Source organism: Psychromonas sp. MME2 (genome assembly GCF_040566515.1).
Taxonomy (GTDB): Bacteria; Pseudomonadota; Gammaproteobacteria; order Enterobacterales; family Psychromonadaceae; genus Psychromonas.
The window spans coordinates 41,687-66,831 of sequence record NZ_JBEWXI010000003.1 but is presented as its reverse complement, the minus strand read 5'-3'; the positions used below and the strand labels follow the sequence as shown (position 1 = coordinate 66,831).

The 25,145-nt window shown below is 38.3% G+C and carries 24 protein-coding genes and 2 pseudogenes; 18 read left to right on the top strand and 8 right to left on the bottom strand.

The genetic code is table 11. The annotated features are described in order from the left end of the window. Window positions 1–7 precede the first annotated feature (7 nt). Window positions 8–808 (bottom strand): glucosamine-6-phosphate deaminase, encoded by an 801-nt coding sequence (gene nagB, locus AB1A03_RS05280; RefSeq protein ID WP_354623553.1) that lies wholly within the window; start codon window positions 806–808, stop codon window positions 8–10. A gap of 303 nt (window positions 809–1,111) precedes the next feature. Between nagB and nagE the strand changes: the two genes are divergently transcribed. Both nagE and AB1A03_RS05270 read left to right on the top strand, forming a co-directional pair. Further along, window positions 1,112–2,569 carry an N-acetylglucosamine-specific PTS transporter subunit IIBC gene (gene nagE / locus AB1A03_RS05275; protein ID WP_354623552.1) on the top strand — a complete coding sequence of 486 codons (1,458 nt, stop codon included), beginning with the start codon at window positions 1,112–1,114 and terminating at the stop codon, window positions 2,567–2,569. A gap of 148 nt (window positions 2,570–2,717) precedes the next feature. Then, window positions 2,718–2,951, top strand: a complete 234-nt coding sequence (locus tag AB1A03_RS05270; RefSeq protein WP_354623551.1) for a YecH family metal-binding protein — start codon at window positions 2,718–2,720, stop codon at window positions 2,949–2,951. A 202-nt stretch (window positions 2,952–3,153) separates the two neighbouring features. On the opposite strand, the gene rsmD is transcribed toward AB1A03_RS05270, so the two are convergent. After that, window positions 3,154–3,774: a 16S rRNA (guanine(966)-N(2))-methyltransferase RsmD gene (gene rsmD, locus AB1A03_RS05265; RefSeq protein ID WP_354623550.1), complete on the bottom strand. Its 621-nt coding sequence runs from the start codon at window positions 3,772–3,774 to the stop codon at window positions 3,154–3,156. An 87-nt stretch (window positions 3,775–3,861) separates the two neighbouring features. Beyond that, complete coding sequence (locus AB1A03_RS05260; RefSeq protein WP_354623673.1) at window positions 3,862–4,473, bottom strand: pentapeptide repeat-containing protein; 612 nt, start codon at window positions 4,471–4,473, stop codon at window positions 3,862–3,864. Here AB1A03_RS05260 and ftsY point away from each other — a divergent pair. The 9 genes and pseudogenes from ftsY (at window position 4,421) to AB1A03_RS17330 (ending at window position 9,600) form a co-directional block, all read left to right on the top strand. Continuing rightward, window positions 4,421–5,350 (top strand): signal recognition particle-docking protein FtsY, encoded by a 930-nt coding sequence (gene ftsY, locus AB1A03_RS05255; protein WP_354623672.1) that lies wholly within the window; start codon window positions 4,421–4,423, stop codon window positions 5,348–5,350. The genes AB1A03_RS05260 and ftsY overlap by 53 nt on opposite strands. A gap of 14 nt (window positions 5,351–5,364) precedes the next feature. Further along, window positions 5,365–6,045, top strand: coding sequence for a cell division ATP-binding protein FtsE (gene ftsE, locus AB1A03_RS05250; RefSeq protein ID WP_354623548.1), 681 nt, complete (start codon window positions 5,365–5,367; stop codon window positions 6,043–6,045). Then, entirely contained in the window at window positions 6,038–6,682 is a 645-nt protein-coding gene (locus tag AB1A03_RS05245; protein ID WP_354623547.1) for a cell division protein FtsX, read from the top strand. Before ftsE ends, AB1A03_RS05245 begins: the two co-directional genes overlap by 8 nt. Then, the gene (locus tag AB1A03_RS05240; RefSeq protein ID WP_354623546.1) at window positions 6,631–6,813 is read left to right on the top strand and encodes a cell division protein FtsX; all 183 of its coding nucleotides are present in this window, start codon (window positions 6,631–6,633) and stop codon (window positions 6,811–6,813) included. Before AB1A03_RS05245 ends, AB1A03_RS05240 begins: the two co-directional genes overlap by 52 nt. Then, window positions 6,798–7,025: a cell division FtsX domain-containing protein gene (locus AB1A03_RS05235; protein ID WP_354623545.1), complete on the top strand. Its 228-nt coding sequence runs from the start codon at window positions 6,798–6,800 to the stop codon at window positions 7,023–7,025. The genes AB1A03_RS05240 and AB1A03_RS05235 overlap by 16 nt, the downstream gene beginning before the upstream one ends. A gap of 381 nt (window positions 7,026–7,406) precedes the next feature. Further along, window positions 7,407–7,724 (top strand): hypothetical protein, encoded by a 318-nt coding sequence (locus AB1A03_RS05230; protein ID WP_354623544.1) that lies wholly within the window; start codon window positions 7,407–7,409, stop codon window positions 7,722–7,724. Window positions 7,725–7,858: 134 nt separating this feature from the next. Continuing rightward, a complete protein-coding gene (rpoH, locus tag AB1A03_RS05225) occupies window positions 7,859–8,704 on the top strand; it encodes an RNA polymerase sigma factor RpoH (protein ID WP_354623543.1) in 846 nt (281 codons plus the stop codon). Between the two features lie 69 nt (window positions 8,705–8,773). Continuing rightward, window positions 8,774–9,258, top strand: a pseudogene (locus tag AB1A03_RS05220) (prephenate dehydratase domain-containing protein); the annotation flags it as partial. Continuing rightward, the gene (locus AB1A03_RS17330; RefSeq protein ID WP_502945927.1) at window positions 9,256–9,600 is read left to right on the top strand and encodes an ACT domain-containing protein; all 345 of its coding nucleotides are present in this window, start codon (window positions 9,256–9,258) and stop codon (window positions 9,598–9,600) included. The pseudogene AB1A03_RS05220 and the gene AB1A03_RS17330, both read left to right, overlap by 3 nt. A gap of 3 nt (window positions 9,601–9,603) precedes the next feature. Here AB1A03_RS17330 and trmA read toward each other — a convergent pair. Beyond that, a pseudogene (gene trmA, locus AB1A03_RS05210) lies at window positions 9,604–10,700 on the bottom strand (tRNA (uridine(54)-C5)-methyltransferase TrmA). A 107-nt stretch (window positions 10,701–10,807) separates the two neighbouring features. On the opposite strand from trmA, the gene AB1A03_RS05205 reads away from it, so the two are divergent. Together AB1A03_RS05205 and AB1A03_RS05200 are read left to right on the top strand one after the other, a co-directional pair. Beyond that, a complete protein-coding gene (locus AB1A03_RS05205) occupies window positions 10,808–11,143 on the top strand; it encodes an aspartate/glutamate racemase family protein (RefSeq protein WP_354623540.1) in 336 nt (111 codons plus the stop codon). Further along, a complete protein-coding gene (locus AB1A03_RS05200) occupies window positions 11,140–11,625 on the top strand; it encodes an aspartate/glutamate racemase family protein (protein ID WP_354623539.1) in 486 nt (161 codons plus the stop codon). The genes AB1A03_RS05205 and AB1A03_RS05200 overlap by 4 nt, the downstream gene beginning before the upstream one ends. Window positions 11,626–11,676: 51 nt before the next feature. Here the strand turns inward: AB1A03_RS05200 and malK are convergent, their stop codons facing one another. From malK to AB1A03_RS05185, 3 genes are all read right to left on the bottom strand, one after another. Continuing rightward, window positions 11,677–12,810, bottom strand: a complete 1,134-nt coding sequence (gene malK, locus AB1A03_RS05195) for a maltose/maltodextrin ABC transporter ATP-binding protein MalK (RefSeq protein WP_354623538.1) — start codon at window positions 12,808–12,810, stop codon at window positions 11,677–11,679. A 271-nt stretch (window positions 12,811–13,081) separates the two neighbouring features. Continuing rightward, entirely contained in the window at window positions 13,082–15,346 is a 2,265-nt protein-coding gene (malT, locus tag AB1A03_RS05190) for an HTH-type transcriptional regulator MalT (protein ID WP_354623671.1), read from the bottom strand. Window positions 15,347–15,381: 35 nt separating this feature from the next. Continuing rightward, on the bottom strand, window positions 15,382–15,636 hold the full coding sequence (locus AB1A03_RS05185) for a hypothetical protein (RefSeq protein WP_354623537.1): 255 nt from the start codon (window positions 15,634–15,636) through the stop codon (window positions 15,382–15,384). A gap of 681 nt (window positions 15,637–16,317) precedes the next feature. Here AB1A03_RS05185 and malE point away from each other — a divergent pair. The 4 genes from malE (at window position 16,318) to AB1A03_RS05165 (ending at window position 22,286) form a co-directional block, all read left to right on the top strand. Beyond that, window positions 16,318–17,502, top strand: a complete 1,185-nt coding sequence (malE, locus tag AB1A03_RS05180) for a maltose/maltodextrin ABC transporter substrate-binding protein MalE (RefSeq protein WP_354623536.1) — start codon at window positions 16,318–16,320, stop codon at window positions 17,500–17,502. 78 nt (window positions 17,503–17,580) lie between these two features. Then, window positions 17,581–19,143 (top strand): maltose ABC transporter permease MalF, encoded by a 1,563-nt coding sequence (gene malF / locus AB1A03_RS05175; RefSeq protein ID WP_354623535.1) that lies wholly within the window; start codon window positions 17,581–17,583, stop codon window positions 19,141–19,143. Between the two features lie 12 nt (window positions 19,144–19,155). Beyond that, window positions 19,156–20,052, top strand: a complete 897-nt coding sequence (gene malG / locus AB1A03_RS05170) for a maltose ABC transporter permease MalG (RefSeq protein ID WP_354623533.1) — start codon at window positions 19,156–19,158, stop codon at window positions 20,050–20,052. Between the two features lie 158 nt (window positions 20,053–20,210). Next, the gene (locus AB1A03_RS05165) at window positions 20,211–22,286 is read left to right on the top strand and encodes a S9 family peptidase (protein ID WP_354623532.1); all 2,076 of its coding nucleotides are present in this window, start codon (window positions 20,211–20,213) and stop codon (window positions 22,284–22,286) included. 44 nt (window positions 22,287–22,330) lie between these two features. On the opposite strand, the gene AB1A03_RS05160 is transcribed toward AB1A03_RS05165, so the two are convergent. Further along, complete coding sequence (locus AB1A03_RS05160) at window positions 22,331–22,801, bottom strand: RNA recognition motif domain-containing protein (RefSeq protein ID WP_354623531.1); 471 nt, start codon at window positions 22,799–22,801, stop codon at window positions 22,331–22,333. A gap of 480 nt (window positions 22,802–23,281) precedes the next feature. On the opposite strand from AB1A03_RS05160, the gene lepA reads away from it, so the two are divergent. Further along, window positions 23,282–25,078: a translation elongation factor 4 gene (gene lepA, locus AB1A03_RS05155; RefSeq protein ID WP_354623530.1), complete on the top strand. Its 1,797-nt coding sequence runs from the start codon at window positions 23,282–23,284 to the stop codon at window positions 25,076–25,078. Window positions 25,079–25,145: the final 67 nt, after the last annotated feature.

The following is a 25,145-nucleotide window of genomic DNA, read 5'->3' as shown; positions in this document are numbered from 1 at the left end:
ATTTAAATTATAATTTATTAACATTCTCAACTTCTAATTCACTGAAGTATTTAAGCGTTTTGACTTTTAGCTCCATGGTGGCGTCTTGATCACAGGCAATAATCGCCTTAGCATGGAGTTGTAAAGCAGAAACAGTCCAAAGATGATTAACACTTCCTTCAACGGCCGCGGCAACGGCCTGTGCTTTATTGAATCCACATACCAGAATAAGCACCTCTGCGGCATCTAATAGCGTTGCAACACCAATGGTCAATGCTAATTTAGGCACTTGATCAATGTCATTGTCGAAAAATCGAGAGTTAACTTGTCTGGTGTGTGGCGTTAAGGTTTTAATGCGGGTACGCGATGCTAATGATGAACCTGGTTCATTGAATGCGATGTGACCATCTTCACCAATGCCACCCATGAATAGATTTATTTTGCCGTAGCTTTTTATTTTTTCTTCGTAACGTAAACATTCAGCCTCTAAATCTTCTGCGAGGCCATTTAATAGATTAATGTTCTCTGGCTTGATATCAATATGATTAAAGAAGTTGTTATGCATAAAGCTATAGTAGCTTTCTGGGTGTGATGGTTCGATGCCGACATATTCATCCATATTAAATGTTACGACATTAGCAAAACTAACTTCACCTGCTTTATGCATCTCAATTAGACGTTTATAGGTAGCTAACGGAGTTCCCCCTGTTGGTAAGCCTAATACGAATGGCTTTTCTGCCGTCGGGGCAAATTTATTAATGGCATTTACAATGTGGCGAGCAGACCAAAGACCAACATCAGTACTTTTTTTTAGAGGGATTAAGCGCATTCTATTCTCCTAATTTATTGTCGAAGTTAGATTATATATTATGTTTCCAATATAACTTAATTCTTAATGTAAAATAAGTTTGTGTTTTTTACCAGTAAAAAAATCAAAAAGTCGAGTTTTTAGTGATTTCGATTGCGTTTTAGTCGTTTTGTATTTGCGAAATGCCATTAAAACTTTAATCTTAGTTGCAAGATTTGTCATTTTTACAACTGTAGCTTAATTTGCAAGCGTAAAGTTGACTGTTAATAATTAGTGCGAAATAATTCTAAGCACTTTACGTTTAATCAATAAGGAGAGTTCGTTGTGAATATTCTAGGTTACTTCCAAAAGGTAGGTCGTGCGTTAATGGTGCCAGTTGCTGTACTGCCAGCTGCGGCAATTTTAATGGGTATTGGTTACTGGATTGATCCAAATGGTTGGGGGGGGGATTCTGCTCTTGCTGCCTTTTTGATTAAAGCTGGTGCTGCTGTTATTGAGAACATGGCATTACTATTTGCTGTTGGTGTTGCTTATGGTATGTCTAAAGATAAAGATGGTGCTGCTGCGCTTTCTGGTTTAGTGGGCTGGTTAGTTGTTACAACACTACTCTCTCCTGGCGCGGTTCAACAAATTACAGGCATGGATGCACATGCATCATTTGGCAAAATCAATAACCAGTTTGTGGGTATCCTTGTGGGTATTATCTCTGCTGAGTTGTATAACCGCTTTTCAAGTGTTGAGCTGCACAAAGCCTTAGCATTCTTCTCTGGTCGTCGTCTCGTACCTATCGTGGTATCTGTGGTTATGATCGGTGTATCTTTTGTATTAATGGCTATCTGGCCTGTGATCTTCGAAGGTCTACAACACTTTGGTGAAACTATCTCTGGTTTAGGTGATGTCGGTGCTGGTATCTACGCATTCTTTAACCGTTTATTAATTCCAGTTGGTCTACACCATGCACTTAACTCTGTGTTCTGGTTTGACGTGGCGGGTATTAACGATATTCCGAACTTCCTAGGCGGTCAAACAACGATTGATGCATTTACTGCGCAAGGTAAAGAAGCGGTTGGTGTTGTCGGTATGTACCAAGCTGGTTTCTTCCCAATTATGATGTTTGGTCTTCCTGGTGCTGCACTTGCTATCTACATGACGGCAAAGCCAGAAAACAAAGAAAAAGTTGCATCAATTATGATCGCTGCGGCTTTAGCTTCTTTCTTCACTGGTGTTACTGAGCCTCTTGAATTTTCATTCATGTTTGTTGCGCCACTGCTATATGTTGTACATGCATTTTTAACGGGGATCTCTGTATTTTTCGCAGCATCAATGCAGTGGATGGCAGGTTTCGGTTTCTCAGCAGGTTTAGTGGATATGGTACTATCTTCACAAAATCCATTAGCTGTTAAATGGTACATGCTACTTGTTCAAGGTGTTGTTTTCTTTGCACTTTACTACTTCACTTTCGTAGCGCTAATCAAAGGATTAAACCTTAAAACACCCGGTCGTGAAGACGCAGATGCTGACGCAGTAACGACAACTAAAAGTCAAGATGCTGGTGAACTTGCGACAGCTTATGTAGCAGCGTTAGGCGGTTTAGATAACCTAACTGTTATTGATGCTTGTATCACTCGTTTACGTCTAACACTAAAAGATTGTAGCTTGATTAATGAAGCTGAATTGAAAAATTTAGGTGCGATGGGCGTTGTCAAATTAGGTGAAAATAATTTACAAGTTATTATTGGTCCACAGGCAGAAAGTATTGCTAACCGGATGAAAAATGCATAAGTGATTAACTAGTTAATGAATATCAAAGCACTCTTCGGAGTGCTTTTTGTTAGAATATGAAAACCGTTCGCTTTTTGTTTAATATCAATACTTGACTTAATTACTGTGATTATACTCTAGGGGCAATCTAATCTAATTGGAGTAATCAATGAGTCAATCAATTCATGGGCATCAGGTCATTGATTCGGTTTCGAACAGTGAAATACTTTTCACCACATCGACCTTAAAAATAGCCGTTGCCGAGCAGTTTGGTGACGATAGCCTGTTTCACACCTGCATGGATAGTAATCTTACGGCTGAGGATCTTATTAATTTTCTCGTTAGCAAAGGAAAATTCATTGAAACAGAAGCGGGATTTATCGCTGTGACGGGGTCTTGTTAAGGCGAGGACCACAATAGCAATTGTTCTCCTCCCTTGTTCTACTAGGATAGTGAGGCTTTAATACCAATCGGATTAAGTATGTGATTTAAATTTTGCGCAGGAAAAATGGCTTAATTTGAGGCGTAAGTTGACGCAAATGGTTGTTCCCTTTGCGAAACTTACAACAAAAAAGTAAGTTATTTTAACCCGTAAAATAGATCAGCTATTTATTCCGATTGGTATAAGCTCGATAAAGTTGGAACCTCACTTGCCCTGCACTTTTCTCTTTGATTAACTGCCAATGGCTAGGTAATTGATTGCTTGATAAATTAGACTCTGTTTCTATATATATCAATGCGTTATCTGATAAGTAGCCGTTTTTTGTTAATAGTTCACAGCATGGTTTTACTAAACCTTGCATAAATGGCGGGTCAATAAACACAATATCGAAGGGGTGCTGTGCTTGTGCATTTAAAAAATGCAGGGAATCCGTTGCAATGACCTGTGCATTATTGGCTTGTAATGTTTGTAAGTTAACCTGTAATTGTGATGCCGCCTGTGTATCGCGTTCGAGCAGTGTGACATGTTGAGCAGAGCGAGATAATGCTTCGAAAGCTAAGCTGCCACTACCGCTGAAACAATCTAAACAGTTTGTATCTCGAATATCATGCATTAGCCAATTAAAGAGTGTCTCTTTATTGCGATCTGTGGTTGGACGCAGCCCTTCTTTATCTAATACCGGTAATTTTTTACCTCGCCATTTCCCCGCAATGATGCGAATAAATCCACTTTTGATCAGTTTTTTACTTTTTTCATGTAATTTATTGTGTCGATTGTTAACCATATAATTTTTAGTCCAAGGATATAATGGTAAGATACGCTTATCGTTGCTATTTTAGCAGCACATATTGCATGTTAGTAAGGTTTTTAATTAATGACTAAGAAGAAAGGTATGTTTTCCTGGTTTGGAAAAAAAACTCCGCAAGAAGAGACGCAAAAGAAAGATCAAAAGTGAAAAAGAAGCGTTACTTGAATTATTGAAGCAAGAAGCATTACAGAATAGAGATGAAAATATAGAAATAACGCTTTTTGATGATGAAGATGTAACGGTTGATTTAGAAAACGAAAAGCGACAAGCGGATAAAGTTGCTGCTGAAAAGTTAGAAGCTGAACAGTTAGCCGCTGAAAAGTTAGAAGCTGAAAAGTTAGAAGCTGAAAAGTTAGAAGCTGAAAAGTTAGAAGCTGAAAAGTTAGAAGCTGAAAAGTTAGCCGCTGAACAGTTAGCTGCTGAAAAGTTAGAAGCTGAAAAGTTAGAAGCTGAACAGTTAGAAGCTGAAAAGTTAGAAGCTGAAAAGTTAGAAGCTGAAAAGTTAGCCGCTGAAAAGTTAGAAGCTGAAAAGTTAGAAGCTGAAAAGTTAGCTGCTGAAAAGTTAGAAGCTGAAAAGTTAGAAGCTGAAAAGTTAGAAGTTGTAAAAGAAGAGAAAAAGCCATTGGGTTTCTTCGCTCGATTTAAAGCTAGCTTAACGAAAACGCGTTTATCTATTGGTAGTGGGCTTTTTTCGCTTTTTAAAGGTAAGAAAATAGATGATGAGTTGTTTGAAGAGCTAGAGGAGCAGCTAATTGTTGCTGATATTGGCGTTGATACTACCTTAAAAATTATTAATAACTTAACCTCACATGCTAATCGTAAGCAATTGAAAGATGCTGAAGCATTATATGCGCTCTTAAAAGAGGATCTATCCGATATTCTACAAAAAGTTGAACAGCCATTATGCATTGATGAAAGTAAGTCTCCCTATGTTATTTTGATGGTGGGTGTAAACGGTGTGGGTAAAACAACCACTATAGGTAAATTGGCTAAAAAATATCAGCAGCAGGGCAAGTCTGTGATGTTAGCAGCCGGGGATACTTTCCGCGCTGCCGCGGTTGAGCAACTTCAAGTGTGGGGAGAGCGTAATGATATTCCTGTCATTGCTCAACAAACTGGTGCTGATAGTGCCTCCGTTTTATTTGATGCGATGGATGCCGCTAAAGCTCGAGGTGTCGATATATTAATAGCGGATACAGCGGGTCGTTTACAGAATAAAAACCACTTAATGGATGAATTAAGTAAAGTTGTTCGCATTATGCGTAAGAAAGATTCCAGTGCACCTCACGAAATTATGCTTACGATTGACGCTAGTACTGGGCAAAACGCCGTTAGCCAAGTACAATTATTTAACCAAGCCGTTGGTTTAACAGGAATTACATTAACAAAGCTAGATGGTACTGCAAAGGGGGGAATTATATTTTCGATTGCTGATAAATTTAACTTACCCATTCGTTACATCGGGACTGGTGAAGGGATTGATGATTTGAGGGAGTTTAATGCCAAAGAGTTTATCGATGCACTTTTCTCGAATGAGGAACATTCAGAATAAGGTGACAATAAATAATGATTGTATTTGAAAACGTCAGCAAAGTTTACGCTGGGAATTTTAGCGCGCTGTCAGATGTCAATTTTCATCTAAAAAAGGGGGAAATGGCATTTTTAACTGGGCACTCAGGATCTGGTAAAAGTACGCTGTTACGATTAATTAGTTTGATGGAGCGTCAAAGTACAGGGCGTATTCTTTTAAATGGTAATGATATTAGTGCGATTAAAGGAAGTGACATCCCTTATATGCGCCGACATATCGGTATGATCTTTCAAGATCACCGTTTATTAATGAATCGAACTGTATTAGAAAACGTAGGTTTGCCACTGTTAATTGAGGGGTATAACCCCTATGAAATAAAGCGCCGTAGTTTAGTTGCTTTGGATAAAGTGGGGTTGTTAGGGAAAGAGGACTATTTACCTATTCATCTTTCAGGTGGTGAGCAGCAACGTGTTGGTATCGCCCGTGCGATAATCAATCAGCCGCCATTATTACTTGCCGATGAACCGACAGGTAATCTCGATCCTAAATTATCTTTAGAAATTTTAAGCTTATTTGAATCTTTGAATGAGTTTGGTATGTCGGTGTTAATTGCCACTCATGACTTAGGTTTGATCGCAAAAATGCGTTATCGCACATTGACCCTAAAGGATGGGGAAATGATTAATGATGGATTAATGAGAGAACGTCATGGCTAAGCAAAAAGAAAACAGCAATGCATTATCCGGAACACCTCGTATCAACAAGGTGTCACTATTTGGACGTGTGATATCTGGATTTCAGCAAAATTTTAAACAAATTTTTAGTAGTTTTTCTGAGTTATGGAAAACCCCCTTTGCGACGGTAATGACCATTTTAGTGCTCGGTGTAGCCTTATCATTACCTAGTGTATTTCAGGTGATCTATAAAAACACAGAACGTGTAACGAATCAGTGGGATAAAGCGTCTGAAATTAGTCTATTTTTAAAGAAAGATATATCAGAACAGCGTGTTCAGGTATTGATTAATAAGTTAAGTTTATATAGCGATATTGAAACGGTCACTCATATCACTTCTAATCAAGCATTAGAAGAGTTCAAAGAGATGTCTGGCTTTTCCAAGGCGCTTGATTACTTAGAGGATAATCCATTACCCGATGTATTGGTGATTGTACCTACACCCGATGCAATGAATATCGCTTCAAGTAAATTACTGGTAGCCAAATTGCAACGAGAGCCTGATATCGACCTTGTGCGTGTGGATATAGATTGGATAGAAAAGTTACAAGCGATTTATCTGTTATCGTGGATATTGTCATTGCAATTGCATTGTTGCTGTTGCTATCGGTTCTATTAATTATCAGTAATACGATTCGTTTAAATATTTTAAATCAGCGTGCTGAAATCGAAGTATTGAAGTTAGTGGGGGCGACAAACAGCTTTATCCAACGTCCATTTTTGTATGTTGGCGCTTGGTTGGTTGCCTAGGTGGCGTCATTGCCTGGTTATTAACATTTGGCTTAGTGCAATGGTTACAATCTAGTGCTGGAAGCTTGATGGGCCTATATAAGGTAGATTTCCAGATCTTAGCAATGAATATAGAAGAAGTGGCTATTTTAATCGGTGTCTCTACCTTCCTTGGCTTTATTGCTTCCTTTATTTCTGTGAAACAATATTTGGTAAAAATAGAGCCTAAGTAAGCGATTGTTGCTAACGTAGTTTTGGTAAATAATAAAAAGAGATCAAGCTTGATTCCTTTTTTATTGCCTGTAATATGTGAGCGAACATTGATTTCACTAATTAATTCTTCTAATTGCAAAATAATAGCAATCGGATTAAATATGTGATTTAAATTTTGCGCAGGAAAAATGGCTTAATTTGAGGCGTGAGTTGACGTAAATGGTGCTCCCTTTACGAAACTTACAACAAAAAAGTAAGTTATTTTAACCAGCAAAATAGATCAGCTATTTACTCCTCTTGGTATAAATAACAAGAGTGAAACGGGGTTTCACTACAAGCGAGTATTCATTTTCACCAGCATTAATGAGTAGATAACTATAGGATTTGGTATTGGGCTTCTTATGAACAAAATTATCGATATTACCGCTACCTCTCTTTTTTCGCCATTATGCCAGACCCTAATCAATGAAACCTCCATTGAGCAACGTTGTGAATTAATCAACATTGGTATTGCCAGTGAATTATTAATTATTCGTTTAGATGGCGTGGTAATTGGCTATACGACATTTACTGTGGTAGACAACCTCGATATAGAAATTAACAATATCTATATCCGCAGTATTATTAAAGATCAGACATTAGCTGAATATTGGCTCTCTCGTCATTTAAAGCGCTTTTTACGTAATAATACGTATCATAATGTCAGGCTTGCTAGTTAGCGCCTGATAAAGCTTCAGACCTAAGATGGGTATAGATTTGCTTATCCTAAATTGAGGTTATATAATCACTGCGTTAACGCTCTATCACGGCAATGGTATCGTTATATTAGCTATATATATCAATAAGGAAACACATGAGTAATACAATAAATTCAATGAGTTTAGTTCCTCAGGGAAGTATTGGCGCCTATGTTCAATCGGTTAACCAGTTTCCAATGCTTAGTGCAGAAGAGGAAAAAGAGTTGGCTGAACGCTTATTTAATGAGGGGGACTTGGATGCGGCTAAAAAATTAGTCATGTCTCATTTACGCTTCGTTGCTTATATTGCTAAAAGTTATGCTGGGTATGGCTTACCTCAAGCTGATTTAATTCAAGAAGGTAATATTGGCTTAATGAAAGCTGTAAGACGTTTTGACCCATCTATTGGCGTTCGTCTCGTCTCCTTTGCTGTGCACTGGATAAAAGCTGAAATTCATGAATATGTTATTCGTAATTGGCGCGTGGTTAAAGTAGCAACCACTAAAGCACAACGTAAACTCTTCTTTAATCTTCGCAAAGCAAAGAAACGTTTGGGTTGGTTAAGCCAAGATGAAGTTGAAACAGTTGCAGAAAATTTGAATGTTAGTACCAAAGATGTATTAGAAATGGAATCTCGTTTGAATGCACAGGATCAATCCTTTGATTTAAGTGCTAGCGATGATGAAGACGGTAATTTTTCTCCTGTCCAATACCTTGAAGATAAGAGTGCTGATGTCGCGGTTGTTGTTGAGAAAGAGTACACTGAAAAGTCGCAAAAAAATAAGCTTTATGCCGCGTTATCTATGTTGGATGAGCGCAGCCAAGATATAATTAATAGCCGTTGGTTAGATGATTCTAAAGCAACACTACATGATCTTGCTGCACGTTATGAAATATCCGCGGAGCGTGTGCGTCAACTTGAAGCAAATGCACTTAAAAAATTACAATCGCATATGATTTAACTAATATAATTAAGGTGAGCAATAAGCTCACCTTTTTATTTTCCCTACTTATCCATAGTTCGGTGGCTCATGCCTAAAATAGCAACGCTTGGCCCTAAAGAAACATTTTCAGATTTAGCCACACAGCAATACTTGCGTAGCCAAGATAAACATTATGATATTCAATATTATCCGACGCTAAGTGAGACCTTTGATGCCATTGGCAAAGAGTGTGAGTGTGGGGTATTGCCGATTGAGAACTTATCTGAAGGGTATGTACAAGTTGTTTTAGAACGCCTCATCGATACGCATTTAATTGTTATTGCTGAATTACTATTACCGATTCAATTCTCCTTTGTTGGTTATTGCAAAGATTTTTCGCAATTAACAGATTTTATGTACAGTTTGTTGCGCATGGACAGTGCTCTGAGTTTATTAATAAGTTAGCAAATATTAAAATCCATAATACACAGAGTAATATAGAGTCGTTAATGCGCGCTAAGCAGCAAGGTCAAGGAGCTGGAGCTATTATTCCTAAGCATGCATTAGAACTTGCTGATAGTAACTGTTTGATGAAGGAAAATGTGACTAATTATGAGAATAATCAGACACGCTTTTTAGTGATTAGCCATCAAGCGCAGGCACGTGTTTTCGATGCCAATTATAAAACCACCGTTGTTGTGAAAAATGATAAGGATTGTCCGGGTGTATTGGGCAATATCGTCAATGCATTTTCTCAGCAAAAAGTAAACTTAACATCGATCATGTCACGTCCGACCAAGTCCCAATTTGGAAAATACCACTTTTTTATTGATGTGGACGGCCATCAACTCGACGATAATGTCGCCCACGCCTTTGATATAATCAGTAAGCAATATTCGCTGACAATTATTGGCTCCTATATCAAAGTCCAATAAAGGCTAGCGTCTTACTAGATAGACACCCGCTTCGCTATGGTGTGTATATGGAAATTGATTAAAGAGCGCAAAACGCTTAATTTCATGGGTTTCATTAAATACGAGCAAATTATTATATAAGGTATCAGGGTTGCAGCTGATATATAAAATATTGTCATACTTTTGTACCATTTTTACCGTTTCATCATCAAGACCCGATCTAGGAGGATCGACAAAAATGGTATTGCATTGATAATCTTGTAAATTAATACCCTGTAAACGATTAAACTCACGCTCTCCATTAATAGCCTGTGTAAACTCTTCAGCAGACATGCGAATAATAGTGACATTATCAATGTTATTTTTGGCAATATTGAACTGTGCAGAATGAACAGAGGGTTTAGCTATTTCGGTTGCTAGCACTTTGTTAAAGTTTTTTGCCAGTGCAAGTGAGAAATTGCCATTACCGCAGTATAGTTCAAGTAGATCACCTTCACTATTCCGGGTGCAATCAATCGCCCACTCCAGCATTTTTATCGCGACTTGAGCATTCGGTTGAGTAAAGCTATTTTCGATTTGTTGATAGCATAATTTTTCTCCATCAACCTCTAACTCTTCTAATACATAGTCTTGATTTAATACAATTTTTTGCTTTTTAGCACGTCCAATAACGTTAATGTCGAAATGCGCTGATAGTGATGTTTTAAGTTGTGTTGCTTGTGCTACCCACTGTTCATCTAACGGTTTATGATATAGCAGGCTAATCACGATTTGGCCACTTAAGCTAGAGATAAAATCCACTTGAAATAGTTTGTAGCGTAATATCGTATTGCTTTTTAGTGCCGCAATTAATTGTGGCATAAGTTGATTTATTAGCGCGCTGGCTGGGGGGAATTGATCAACTCTAATCTTCGCTTTAGTTGCTTGGTCGAACATAATATAAAAAAGGTCATCTCCTTCATGCCAGACACGAAATTCTGAACGCATACGGTAATTGATGACTGGAGAGGGGAACGACTTAGAGGAGGCAGTTTGAATGTTGCAAATTGATGGTTAAATTGTGTTTCTTTGGCAGCTAACTGCTGTTCATAATTATCTGGATCGACAAATTGCAGATTCATTTAAACCTCTTAATTATTGTATAATGTGCGAATTTTAAAGTAGCGATACTAAGTTGACCAGATAAATTCAGATAATTTATTTCACAGGGTAAAATAGTGGCAATTTCATGAAGCAAGCAAAACAGATTTTAATTTTCGATTCAGGTGTTGGTGGTTTATCCATATTTGAACAAATAACACGTCTTAATAGCCAAGTCGATTGCCTCTACTTATTTGACAATGCTTACTTCCCCTATGGTGAGTTAGAGGATGATTTTCTCATTAAGCGCTTAACTGAACTGTTATTAGCGGTTGTTGAAAAGCATGCTATTGATTTAATCGTTATCGCTTGCAATTCTGCTAGTACTGTCGCATTACAAGTATTAAGAGCGCATTTTACTATTCCTATTGTTGGTGTTGTCCCTGCCATTAAACCTGCAGCACAGTTAACAAAAAATGGGTGATTGGTTTACTTGCAACACCTGCAACTATCAATCGAGAATATACCAAATTACTGATCGATGAATTTGCCCCCAATTTAACTGTATTGAAAATAGGCTCAACCGCTTTGGTCAAAATGGCAGAGCAAAAGTTGCGTGGCATAGTGGTTGATCAAGCCAACTTACAAAAAATATTTGAGCCGTGGCTAACGCTGTGTGAAAAACCAGATGTAATTGTACTCGGTTGCACTCATTTTCCATTGTTAAAAGAGGAAATTGCAGGTTGTTTTGAACGGCAGGTTCAGTTGGTCGATCCTGGTGTTGCGGTGGCAAATCGTGTTAATCAATTATTGGGCAAGCAAACGGAGAGTAACTCCGTGACTGGGTATCGTGCTTATTATACAAAGGAATATAGTGAAACTGAAAAAGAGAATTTGGCTGCATTAAAGCAGAATTTTTTTGACTATGGTTTTGTTGAGCTTTGTTATTTAAATGAATTGCTATAACCAAAAAGGAGCCTTAAGGCTCCTTTTTGGTGGTTAAAGCATCATTACTATTTAAAGGCTACCGATTTCTTTAAAGGTACGACGGCATGCTGTGCCATCTTCTTTAAATAGGTGGCAACGATGAGCTGGGAATTTAAACGCAATCTCTTCGCCTAGAGCCACTTTAGCAACATCAAAGTAACGAATGATTAAGTCACTTTCAATGCCTTTAGCTTCTACATAAATTTGTGTTTCATGGCCTAATTGCTCAAGTACTTGGATTTCACCAACGAGACAATCTTTTTTGCTTCCATCACCACATTGAACAGAGCATGATGTATCAATATGCTCAGGGCGAATACCAACTGAAACGGGATCACCAATTTTTAATGTATCGTGCTCAACTTGTACCGTGATTAGTGATTTATCAGCTAATTGAACTACAACGCCTTCATCATTTAACTCTTGAACTCGTGCATTTACAAAGTTCATTTTTGGTGAACCGATAAAGCCTGCTACAAAACGATTTTCAGGATTATGGTATAACTCAAGAGGTGTACCAAGTTGTGCCACTCGACCACCTTCTAGTACTACGATACGGTCAGCCATTGTCATCGCTTCAACCTGATCATGTGTAACATAAACCATAGTTGAATTTAGACGTTTGTGCAGTTTGGTAATTTCAATACGCATTTGTACACGTAGTGATGCATCAAGATTTGATAGTGGCTCATCAAATAGCAATACTTTTGGACGGTTTACTAGCGTACGACCAATTGCCACACGTTGTTGTTGACCACCTGATAACTCTTTTGGTTTTTTATGTAGCTGAGAACCAAGTTGTAAAATTGAAGAGGCATAGTCAACACGCTCTTGAATTTCAGCTTCTGGTGTTTTCGCTAAACGTAAACCAAAGGTCATGTTGTCCTTAAGGTTTAAGTGAGGATAAAGTGCATAGGATTGAAATACCATGCTGATAGAGCGTTTTGATGGAGGTGTGTCATTAACACGTTCGCCATCGATATAGAGGTCACCGGATGTAATATCTTCTAATCCAGCAATCATACGTAGTAGTGTTGTTTTACCACAGCCAGATGGGCCAACAAAGGCTATAAATTCACCATCAACAATTTCTAAGTCAATATCTTTTTGAACAACAACATTACCAAATGCTTTTGTTATTTTTTTTAATACAACGCCTGCCATTAACTTTACCTTCTCTATTATTGATGTTTATAGGATTTAGTTTATTTCTTATGTATTAGGAATCTAATCAAATGCATAGGAGATAATATAAACCAAAATATTCTAGATAAATATTCTGAGCTATGGTCGCTTCATAAGCATCCTCCTCAAGGGGGCGTAGGCCTTATTTGAGGGGGCGTAGAGTTGGCTTTTGAGAAGCAGATCTCGTTATTTTTGATTATCTATCTCATTTTACATTCCTATTATGGACTATTTTTTTTACTGTGAATGGCTATTCATCAATAAGTGTGACCAACTCTTCACTTAAAACCATTGCCTCATTACGATCACCTAAGCCTAGTTTTTGGTAAACGTTACGAATGTGAGATTTTATAGTTGTTGGTGCAACGCCCATCATTTTTGCTATTTGATGATTTCGGTAACCTGCATACATCATCCCCAATACTTCCCACTCCCTAGGCGTTAGCTGAATATTTTTTACTAACATAGGAACGCGAGGATGCGCTTGAATTTTTTTTACACTTTCAGGCGTAAAAGGGATTTTCTGTGGCTCGTTTACGTTAATGCCAGATAGGGAGAGCAAATAAGCTAATCGTTCTTTTACGGAATGAAGTAGTGAATCATCATCCGCTAATTCTAGGTAAACTGATTTTAAATTACCTGATTCTCGGACAAAGCAAGTTGTTAATCCCGTTAATAGGGATAACTCTAAAGCTTGTAATAAATGTTTCTTAGCTGATTCTAATTTCTTTAAGCGGCAGTCGACAGTTGTTAATAAGATTAAATTACGATTGACTTCCTGTAATAGTTCGCACGCTTGGGCATCGGCAATATTACTTTCTAATAACGTCTCTGCTTTGTCTAAATCCCCTAGCTGTATATAAGCACGAATGCGATTGCGATTGTGGCATTGATCAAAGTGATTGCGAGCATGCTCAGGAATAGGTGCATTTTCTAGCCAACGTTCAATCGCGGTGATATCGTTGCAAGTACGCCAGTATTTTATGCGAACATAGTTTGCAGATGCTATCCAATCACTATGAAAATGTTGTTTTCGTATTAGTCTTTCAATCTCTTCAATTAAGGGCGCGGTTTGGTCACTATCTTTTTTCTCCAGCGCTATCTTTGCTTGTAACGTATAAGTATATAAACGCCACTGTTCTCCATAGGGAGAAACCACTTTTAAAGCACTTTTACAAAGGTGTTCTGCAAGTTCAAAGTCGCCCTCTTGATAGGCCTTTTGTGCTTTAAAATGTAGTGGAAAAGCATATAGGGGTAATTTCTGCAAATGATACTTGTTGATCAAGCTGATCGCTGCATCGATATGTCTTTCAGCTTCGACATGATTACTCTGTGCATGAAGTATTTCACCCTGTTGGTAAAAAGCCCAAATCACACTTTGGTGCATGTGCTGTCCATTGGCGAGCATTTTCACTTCTTGAAAATATTGATATGCGAGCGGTAGATTACCAAGGCAGTGGTATGCTTCCCCCATGATTGCCTGTGCAACAATATTAACCCGTATGCTATTTGTTTCCATGGTTAATAATGTTTTTTGAGCCTGACTCAAGGCATCTTCAATTTTTCCGTGATTTATTGCTATTTGTGCATGAATCACGGGTAGCTCATTTTTTACTTGTTCAGAGAGGGAAATATTTTTCTCTGCAAAAATTGCTTCTGCTTTCTTGATAAGGGGCTCGACTTTGTAACCTTGATGGCGACTGCGTAGCATCCATAATTCTAGTAGTACAAGCTCTGGATATTCCCATATTGCATCTTTAATAATGTCAAAACATTCATCGAGACTACTTAAGTGGCCATCGTCGAGTAGTTGCCAACCAGCCCCTTTAAGTAAATCAATAATTAATTGTTGGTCTTGGCTTTTTAGGGCATGGGGTAATGCTTCTTCGATATTCTGTTTAGATAACCAAAGTCGTGCAATCTTTGTATGGTCGCTCTTAATCCCCGGAGTGTTTTTGCATTTATGCAAGAGGAAGGTTTTAAAGAATGAATGAAATGTGAACCACTCTTTTTGATTGTTGTTAGCTACGATAAAAGCACCTTGTTCTTGTAGGCGCTCTAACTGTTCTTGACCATTATCAATTTGACAGAGGCTATTAACAATATCCGCATCAACTTTGTTAAGTGGTGCAATCGTTAATAGCAAGGTCTGCAATTTTGGATTAAGTAGAGAAAAAACTTCCTCATCAAGATAATCCCAGAGATAGGCATGATTACTTTTACCTATTTGTTCAGCACATTCATTAAATGTATCGCTATCTTTACTTAGAATTGAAACCAGTTGTAAGGCGGCTGGCCAACCATCTACACTTTTGCGTAATGCCTGTTGTTTTTCAGGGTCGCGGTAAAAATCAGTGCAAAGTGCAAAAAAAGAATCAGTTTCTAAATCGGTAAATGCTAATTCAGCTTCGGATATCTCAAAAAGCTGCTGCTTAAGGCGTAAATTGGAAACTGGTAAATTTGGGTGTGTGCGACTGGCAATAACCATTTGCCAAGTATTAGGCATGTTTTTAATAAAAAAGCTGATACCTTGGTGAATAACTGGGTTTTTTATGTGGTGGTAGTTATCCAGTTAATACAAATTGGCACGTTATATTCAGATATTTCACTAATAAAGAGAGTGAAGAGATCGATCAGGTCAGGGTATTGACTCTGTTTGACAGCTTCTAGTGAAGCAGGGCAATTAATGGCATTTATTTCATTAATGGAGTGGATAAAATAATTACTGAAGCGGCTGATGTTATCATCAAATCGATCAATGCTAAACCAAGCTAAATGTTTTTTACTTTGTGCCCAATCTGTCATTGCAGTGGTTTTTCCATAACCTGCAGGTGCGCAAATTAACCCTAATTTGCAATTCCCTAGGTTGTGCATCAGTCGCTTGCGGACTATGCTTCTTTTAAGTGGAGTGGGGAGTGATAATTTTGATTTGATAATCATACTAAACCTTTAATTAAAGCAGCATCTAATACTAGTTAAGTAGCTTCGTTAGATACTTAATTTCTTCCTTGATTCGACTATTTGATGCTGCTATCGCTTTCATTCGCGCTTTAATACAGCTTTACATCAATCCTATCGTCGTAAATAGCAAACATTATTGTTTGATTTTACAGTAAAATGTTAGGCGTAATGATAGTTAGTTAATATATGTTAACGTTTTATGGATGAAGAATATAGATGTGCAGTTAAATAAGCTACGCCCTTCTATAAATAACCTCCTCCCAGCGGCGTTTAAAATGCAATAAAACGATATCCATTGCAACTAACTCGTGCGGCTTTTAACCCTAATTTAGTGCGTTAGGTAACATTATTTACATTAACATGGCATTGTTTAGGGGGGGCGTAGAGGGAGGGGGGGTGACGATTTTTTTGGGGGGGGGCTATTGTCTCCCTCGTTTTTAAGGTTATTAGATAAACCAGATGAAAAACGAAGTTGAAGAATGATACAAAACTAAAAACTACCATTTATATTTTAAAGGAATTTTTATGAAAAAAGTATTAGGTACATTAGCTGTTTCAGTATTGGTTGCACTAGGCAGTGTAAATGTTGCTCATGCAAAAATGGACGGTGGCAAAATCACTATTTGGATTAATGGTGATAAAGGCTATGACGGCTTAGCTGAAGTTGGTAAAAAATTCGAGTCGGACACTGGTATAGAAGTCATTGTTGCACATCCTGACAAATTAGAAGAAAAATATGGTCAAGTAGCAGCGACTGGTGCTGGTCCAGATATCGTATTCTGGGCTCATGACCGTTTCGGTGGTTGGGCTAAAGCTGGTTTACTAGCTGAAATTAAACCAAGTAAAGAGTTAAAAGGTAAAATGGCTGACTTTACTTGGGATGCGGTAATGTATGACGGTAAATATATCGGTTACCCAATCGCTGTTGAATCTCTATCTTTGATTTACAACAAAGATTTAGTACCTAATCCTCCTAAATCATGGGAAGAGATGGCTGCCCTTGATGCGAAACTTAAAAAAGATGGTAAATCAGCAATCATGTGGAACTTAAAAGAACCGTTCTTCACATGGCCTTTACTAGCTGCTGACGGTGGTTACGCATTCAAATTTGCTAACGGTGGTTATGACGTTAAAAATACAGGTGTAAATGAGCCTGGTGCAAAAGCGGCACTACAATTCCTACTTGATATGATTTCTAGCAAACAGATCAGTGCAGATGTTGATTACTCAGTTGCTGAATCTGCATTTAACGCAGGTGAAACAGCGATGACTATCAATGGTCCTTGGTCTTGGGGCAATATTGATAAAAGTGGCGTTAACTATGGCGTAACAATTTTACCTACATTTAAAGGTAAAGCAGCGAAACCATTCGTAGGTGTATTAACTGCAGGTATTAATATTGCGAGCCCTAACCGAGAGCTTGCAAAAGAGTTTATCGAAAACTATCTATTGACTGATGCTGGTCTTGAGTTAGTAAATAATGATAAACCACTTGGTGCTGTGGCATTGAACTCTTTCCAAGCTAAGCTTGAAGCAGATCCTCGTATTGCTGCAACAATGCAAAATGCTCAAACTGGTGAGTTAATGCCTAATATACCTGAAATGTCAAAATTCTGGTATGCAGAAGGTGCTGCAATCAACAATGCTGTACAAGGTCGTCAGACTGTATCAGCTGCGCTAGATGCTGCAGCTGCACGTATTGTTAAATAACAATAGTAAGTAAAAAGAGGCTCTTAGGGTAGTCACTCTAAGAGTCTTTATTGATTGAGTTTTACCTCTGAGGAATTTATGGAACTATCTATTAAATCGGAAAATGCACCGTCTTCTAGTGCGAATTGGATTAAGTGGGGATTATTAACACTTATTTCATTAATAGCGGGTTATGCAGTTGTTTTGATGTATGCACAAGACGAAATTGTGTTTGCGTTAGTAACCCTTGTTTTGGTCTCCTCGGGTGTGGTTGTTTTTGCACGTCAAGATACATACGCTCATCGTTATGTATATCCTGGCATAGCGGCAATGTTCTTATTCATCATATTCCCACTTATGTATACGGTCGGTATCGCCTTTACTAACTATAGTGGTGCGAATCAATTAACATTTGAACGTGTTGAATCACAATTTCTAGCACAAACCTATGAAAAGCCAGGAACAAGTTATAAATTTGATGTCTATATTTTAGATGACGAAAAGATTCAGCTTTACTTAAGTAAAGGTGAGGACGTTTTTGTTACAGCCCCGTTAACATTAAGTTCAGTTGAGGAAAATGTTAACTTAAAAGTCGCTGGTGATGAGAGAGTTGGTGAGCTTGCTAAAGTTCGATTCCTTGTTCAAAACCGTAGTAATTTAAGTAAATTAAAACTGTATACCATTGATGAAAAAGTTCTCTCTATGCAGGGATTACGTAAGTTTTCTGAAGTTGTACCTCTGTATGCTGCTGCTGATGATCAAGGTACATTAATTAATCAAGTTGATGGCACGACTATTAAACCGAATTTTGAAGTCGGTAATTATCAGGGTGTTGATGCAAATGGTAATTTCTCAGGTCAGTTATTGACACCTGGATTTGTGGTTAATAACGGTTGGGATAATTTTGCTCGTATTTTCCTCGATAAAGGTATTCAAGGACCATTCTTACAAATTTTTATCTGGACAATTATTTTTGCTGGTGGCTCAGTATTCTTTACTCTGGCTGTGGGCCTTGTACTAGCAACGGTTGTGCAGTGGGATGAGTTAAAAGGTAAAGCAATTTACCGTATGCTGTTAATACTGCCATATGCGGTACCCGCTTTTATATCTATTTTGATATTTAAAGGTTTATTTAACCAAAGCTTTGGTGAGATAAATGGACTTCTAAATGCAATTTTCGGTGTTCAATTAAAGTGGTTTACTGAACCTTATTTAGCAAAAGCAATGCTCTTAATTGTTAATACATGGTTAGGTTACCCCTATGTAATGATCCTATGTATGGGTCTATTAAAATCAATTCCGAGTGATTTATATGAAGCCTCTGCAATTGATGGTGCGGGACCGTTAGATAATTTCTTTAAAATAACTTTCCCATTAATCATTAAACCGTTAACGCCACTACTGATTGCAAGTTTTGCCTTTAACTTTAATAACTTTGTATTGATTCAACTATTAACCAACGGTACGCCGGATATTATCGGTTCTTCGACTCCAGCTGGTCATACAGACTTATTGGTTAGTTATACATACCGTATCGCCTTTGAAGGTGGTGGTGGTCAAGACTTTGGCTTGGCAAGTGCGATTGCAACAATAATCTTCTTGATGGTTGCTGTGTTAGCATTTATTAACCTACGTGCTTCGAAAAAACAACAAGCTTCTTAAAGGAACAATCTAATGGCTATTGTTAAATCTAAAAATGAACAAAAACGCGTCTGGTTTGCCCATGCATTTTTATTAATCTTTTGTGCAACGATTTTATTTCCACTATTGATGATTATTGCCATCTCGTTTCGAGAAGGTAACTTCGCAGCGGGATCGTTAATTCCTGATAACCCAACGCTAGATCACTGGCGACTTGCATTAGGTTTAAGTGTCACTAATGCCGATGGAACTATTTCAGCGCCTCCATTTCCGGTTTTGAGCTGGCTATGGAACTCGGTGAAAGTAGCAGGTATTACGTCAATATTAGTTGTTGTATTATCAACAACATCTGCTTACGCATTTGCTCGAATGAAATTTGCGGGTAAAAAAGTATTGTTAGAAGGGATGTTAATATTTCAAATGTTCCCAGCTGTGCTTGCGTTAGTGGCGTTATATGCATTATTCGATAAAGTTGGTGACTATATCCCATTCCTTGGTTTAAATACTCACGGGGGCTTAATCTTTGCTTATTTAGGCGGTATTGCATTACATGTTTGGACTATCAAAGGTTATTTTGAAACGATTGATGTTTCTCTAGAAGAGGCTGCATCGTTAGATGGTGCGACACCTTGGCAGGCATTTAGGTTGGTGTTATTACCGCTTTCTGTGCCTATTCTAGCCGTGGTATTTATCCTGTCATTTGTGGCTGCAGTTACTGAAGTGCCAGTTGCTTCATTATTGTTAGTTGACGTCCCTGTTGAGAACTATACCTTAGCGGTTGGTATGCAACAGTATCTGCACCCACAAAACTATTTATGGGGCGATTTCGCAGCCGCAGCGGTTCTATCGGCAATACCGATTACCGTTGTGTTCATGCTCGCACAAAAATGGTTAGTAGGTGGTTTAACCGCAGGTGGTAATAAAGGTTAAATCAATACATCAAACAGCTCCCTTGGGAGCTGTTTTTTTATATCCATTTACTCTTCTTGAATTAATGCTTCCTTTCACTACTCTATTTCAAGGCATGCTTTGCCAATCTATTAGCGAGTGTTAATATTTCCCCTCTTTAAATCATCATTGAGCAAGCCATGCAAACTGCTAATAAACGTTATGCCCCTTACGCACCGAAAAAACGGTATATTCACGAGATGCATGGTCATCAACGCTGTGATGATTATTTTTGGCTACGAGATGATAAACGCGAATCCGCTGACGTGTTAAATTATCTTAAACAAGAAAATGCCTATACAGAGCATGAAATGGCACCATTAGCGACATTACAAAATACCTTATATAAAGAGATGGTCGCGCGACAAGAGCCTGCGCTAAGTACGGTTCCTTATTTTAAAAATGGCTTTTACTATTTATCGCGATTTGATGAAGGCAAAGATTACCCTATTTATAGTCGACATGAAGGAACAATGGATGCTGCAGATGAGATTTATCTGGATTGCAATCAGCGCGCAATAGGGCATGAGTATTATGAATTAGGTGATTTAACACTATCAAGCAACGCCATGCTATTGGCTTTTTCTGAGGATGTTATTAGTCGTCGGCAATATCGGCTCTATTTTAAAAACTTGCAAACGAACGAGGTACTTGATGACATCATTGAAGATGTTTCTGCCGTCGTTTGGGCAAATGACAATAAAACGGTTTTTTATGTTAAGCAACATCCTAAGACTTTATTGCCCTATCAAGTTTATCGGCATACGCTCGGGGATGCGATAGAAAATGACCAATTAGTTTACCAAGAAAGTGATGAAAGCTTTTATGTTGATATATATAAAACGCGTTGTGAACAATATGTCGTTATTTATATTGAAAGCAGTACAACGTCGGAATGCTTGCTGTTAGATGCTAATTATCCGCTACAGCCGCCGCAGATATTTTTGCCGCGATCAGAAGGGCATGAATATCGGATTGACCATTTCCAAGGCCTATTTTACATACGCACGAATTTATCCGGTAAAAACTTTGCTTTACAAACTTCCCGTGTATCGGTTAATAGTGATAGTGCACATTGGAAAACGTTAATTTCAGCTCGAGAAGCGGTATTACTTGAAGACTTTGAATTAATGTCTGATTGGTTAGTTGTTGAAGAACGGTCTGCAGGATTACCTCAGCTACGCCAAATTCACTATAATAGCGGCGAATCTAAACTCATTACATTTAATGATCCTGCCTATAGTGTGTTTAGTCATTACAATCCCGATCCTAATAGCAGTAAATTTCGTTACCAATATACCTCTTTTACCACGCCTACAACCGTTTATGAGCTTGACTTAAATAGTGGTGTTACTGAGATATTAAAACAGCGCATTGTGATGGGTGGTTTTGAAAGTGGTGATTACAAAAGTGAACGAATTACCATAGTAGCCCGCGATGGTACCAATATTCCCGTCACTTTGGTCTACCGACGTGCACTTTTCAATAACCATAATCCTATTTTAATCTATGGCTATGGTTCCTATGGACACAGTTTAGATATTACCTTTAGTGCTGCTAATCTCAGTCTATTAGACCGTGGTTTTGTATATGCGGTGGCCCATGTCAGAGGAGGTGAGGAGCTTGGGCGTGCTTGGTATGAAGATGCAAGGCTGCTAAAAAAGAAAAATACATTTAATGATTTTATAGATGTGACCAAAGGATTAATTACACAAAATTATGCAGATCCTAGTAAGGTTTTTGCCATGGGAGGCAGTGCTGGAGGATTATTGATGGGGGTGGTTATCAATGATGCGGCCGAGCTATATTGCGGTATTGTTGCTGCAGTCCCCTTTGTTGATATTGTGTCGACTATGCTCGATGAATCTATACCTTTAACAACGGGAGAGTATGATGAGTGGGGAAATCCTAATATTGAACACTATTATCATTATATGCTCTCATATAGTCCATATGATCAAGTAAAAAGGCAGGATTATCCAAACATGTTAGTCACCACAGGCTTACATGATTCGAACGTCCAATATTGGGAGCCCGCGAAGTGGGTTGCCAAGTTGCGGGCATTAAAAACTGATAACAATCAATTACTGTTGTATACGGATATGGAAGCGGGTCATGGTGGTAAGTCTGGTCGATTTAAGCCTTTTCATGATACGGCGAGGGAATTCGCTTTTTTAATTAACCTCGCCTGCAATGATAATATCGAGCAGGCATAAAAAAACGCCCAAAGGGCGTTTATGCAGATAGCAATAAATATTGACTAATTTTCGCTATTATCATCATTGCGTGGTGCTCTTTCATTCGCTTCACGCACTTTTAATGAGCGATCTTGAAATTCATACTCATTTAATGCAGCGATAGCATTTTTAGCATCTTCCTCGGGCATTTCTACAAAACCAAAGCCACGACGTTTACCGGTGTGCTTATCTTTCATTAAACGTACTGAAATAACTTTGCCATGCTCTGAAAACAGTGTACGGATAGCCATCTCATTTGCGCGATAAGGTAAGTTTCCAACATAAAGTGTCGCAGTTGTAAAATCTGCAGTGTTTGCTTCTTCACTTGTGTTCGTTGATTTAGTTGTTGGAATAAATTGAATGGCAAGCCCCGTTGCTAAAGCGCCAATAACAAATAAATATTGACCAGGTATATTAATGCCTGATACAGAAATAACGATAAATCCTAATATCGCCACTGCGACAGAAAGCAACACAGATGTGTTTGATTTCATAATTAAATAACCTCAAAGATAGATAGAAAAACATCGACATCGATAGATGCGATATGGATTGAATAATGATTAAGAATCTCTTTTTTCGGTTGTTGGCTGCACAAATTAATTTGCTCCTTGCCGTTACTGTTCCCTAAAAAAAGCAAACATATTGTAAGCTAAAACGATCAATTCTGTTAACAATAATAGGTGCTTATTGAACATAAGTAGGTTGGTTTTGTGAAATAGCACACGCTTAAAAAGGATTGGTGAAAAATTAAAAGTGATTATTTTCTATTCTATTGGCGATATCTTTGTTTGCTATCTTTATTGAAAAGGGGATTGTGTCATAAAGATAGCGGTGGATTGATTAATTCGTTAGAATGCGTAGCATTTATATATCGAAGCTTCTTGCTCCATTTTAAAGTCTAGAAAGCGTCGCTATGAAAGCCCATATTACAGCGCATGCAGCATGCAATAACACAGGTATTTAATGTATTCATGAAAAATATTCGTAACTTTTCAATAATCGCCCATATCGATCATGGCAAATCAACGTTGTCGGATCGTTTAATCAGCATTTGTGGTGGCTTAACGGTTCGAGAAATGGAAGCGCAAGTACTCGATTCAATGGAGATTGAACGTGAACGCGGAATTACCATTAAAGCACAAAGTGTGACGCTCGATTATAAAGCCAAAGATGGTCAAACTTACCAGCTTAATTTTATCGATACGCCGGGACACGTCGACTTTTCCTATGAAGTATCGCGTTCATTAGCAGCCTGTGAAGGGGCATTGTTAGTGGTCGATGCAGGGCAAGGCGTTGAAGCACAAACACTTGCTAACTGTTATACCGCAATGGAGATGGACCTAGAAGTTGTACCTATTCTGAACAAAATAGATTTGCCTGCGGCCGATCCTATTCGTGTTGCTGAAGAGATAGAAGATATTATCGGTATTGATGCGACGGAAGCTGTCCATTGTTCTGCTAAAACCGGGCTTGGTGTCGATTTGGTGTTAGAAGAAATTGTGCGTGCTATTCCGCCACCAGTGGGGGATCTTGATGCGCCATTACAAGCCTTAATTATTGATTCATGGTTTGACAACTATCAAGGTGTTGTTTCCTTAGTGCGTATTAAAAACGGCCAAATTAAAGTTGGTGACCGCATGAAGGTGATGTCTACTGGTCAGGTTCACTTAGTTAACAAAGTGGGCTATTTCACGCCTAAACAGAAAGAAACGGGGATCTTAAAAGCGGGTGAGGTGGGCTACGTTATTTCAGCCATTAAAGATATTCTTGGTGCGCCAGTTGGTGATACATTAACACTTGCTAACAACGAAGCAAGTGCACCTTTGGCTGGATTTAAGCGCGTGCAACCACAGGTTTATGCTGGCTTGTTCCCCGTGAGCTCCGATGATTACGAAAGTTTTCGCGATGCCTTGGGTAAGTTGAGTATTAATGATGCATCACTATTTTATGAACCAGAAAATTCATCGGCACTCGGTTTTGGTTTCCGCTGTGGATTCTTGGGTTTACTGCATATGGAGATTATTCAAGAGCGTTTAGAGCGTGAATATGATCTTGATTTAATTACTACTGCACCAACGGTTATTTATGAAGTAGAAACGAACGATGGCAAAGTTCAACATGTTGATAGTCCTGCTAAACTACCCGCGATAAATAGCATTAAAGAGATTCGTGAACCAATTGCGGAGTGTAATATTTTAGTACCGCAGGAATATTTAGGTAATGTTATTACGCTCTGTATCAATAAACGCGGTGTGCAAAAGAAAATGGCCTATCATGGTAATCAGGTTGCGCTAACCTATGATATCCCGATGGGAGAGGTGGTGATGGATTTCTTTGACCGCTTGAAATCAACCAGCCGTGGTTATGCTTCACTGGAATATAATTTTATTCGTTTTGAATTGGCGGATATGGTGCGCGTGGATGTGTTAATAAATGGTGATCGTGTAGATGCGCTCGCGCTCATTACGCATCGTAGTAACTCCGAAAACTATGGTCGAGATCTCGTTGAAAAAATGAAAGAGCTTATTCCTCGCCAAATGTTTAATATTGCAATACAAGCGGCGATAGGCGGGAAAATTATTGCCCGTTCCACGGTAAAACAGCTTACTAAAAATGTACTTGCAAAATGTTATGGCGGCGATATTAGCCGTAAGAAAAAACTATTGAAGAAACAAAAAGAGGGTAAAAAGCGAATGAAGTCTGTCGGTAATGTTGATATTCCTCAGGAAGCATTCCTTGCGGTGTTGCATATTGGCAAAGATAAATAGCTGTCCCAACCCATAGAGTAAATGGCAAAAATGCGCTGTTTTTTTAAACAGCGCATTTTTCGCTTTA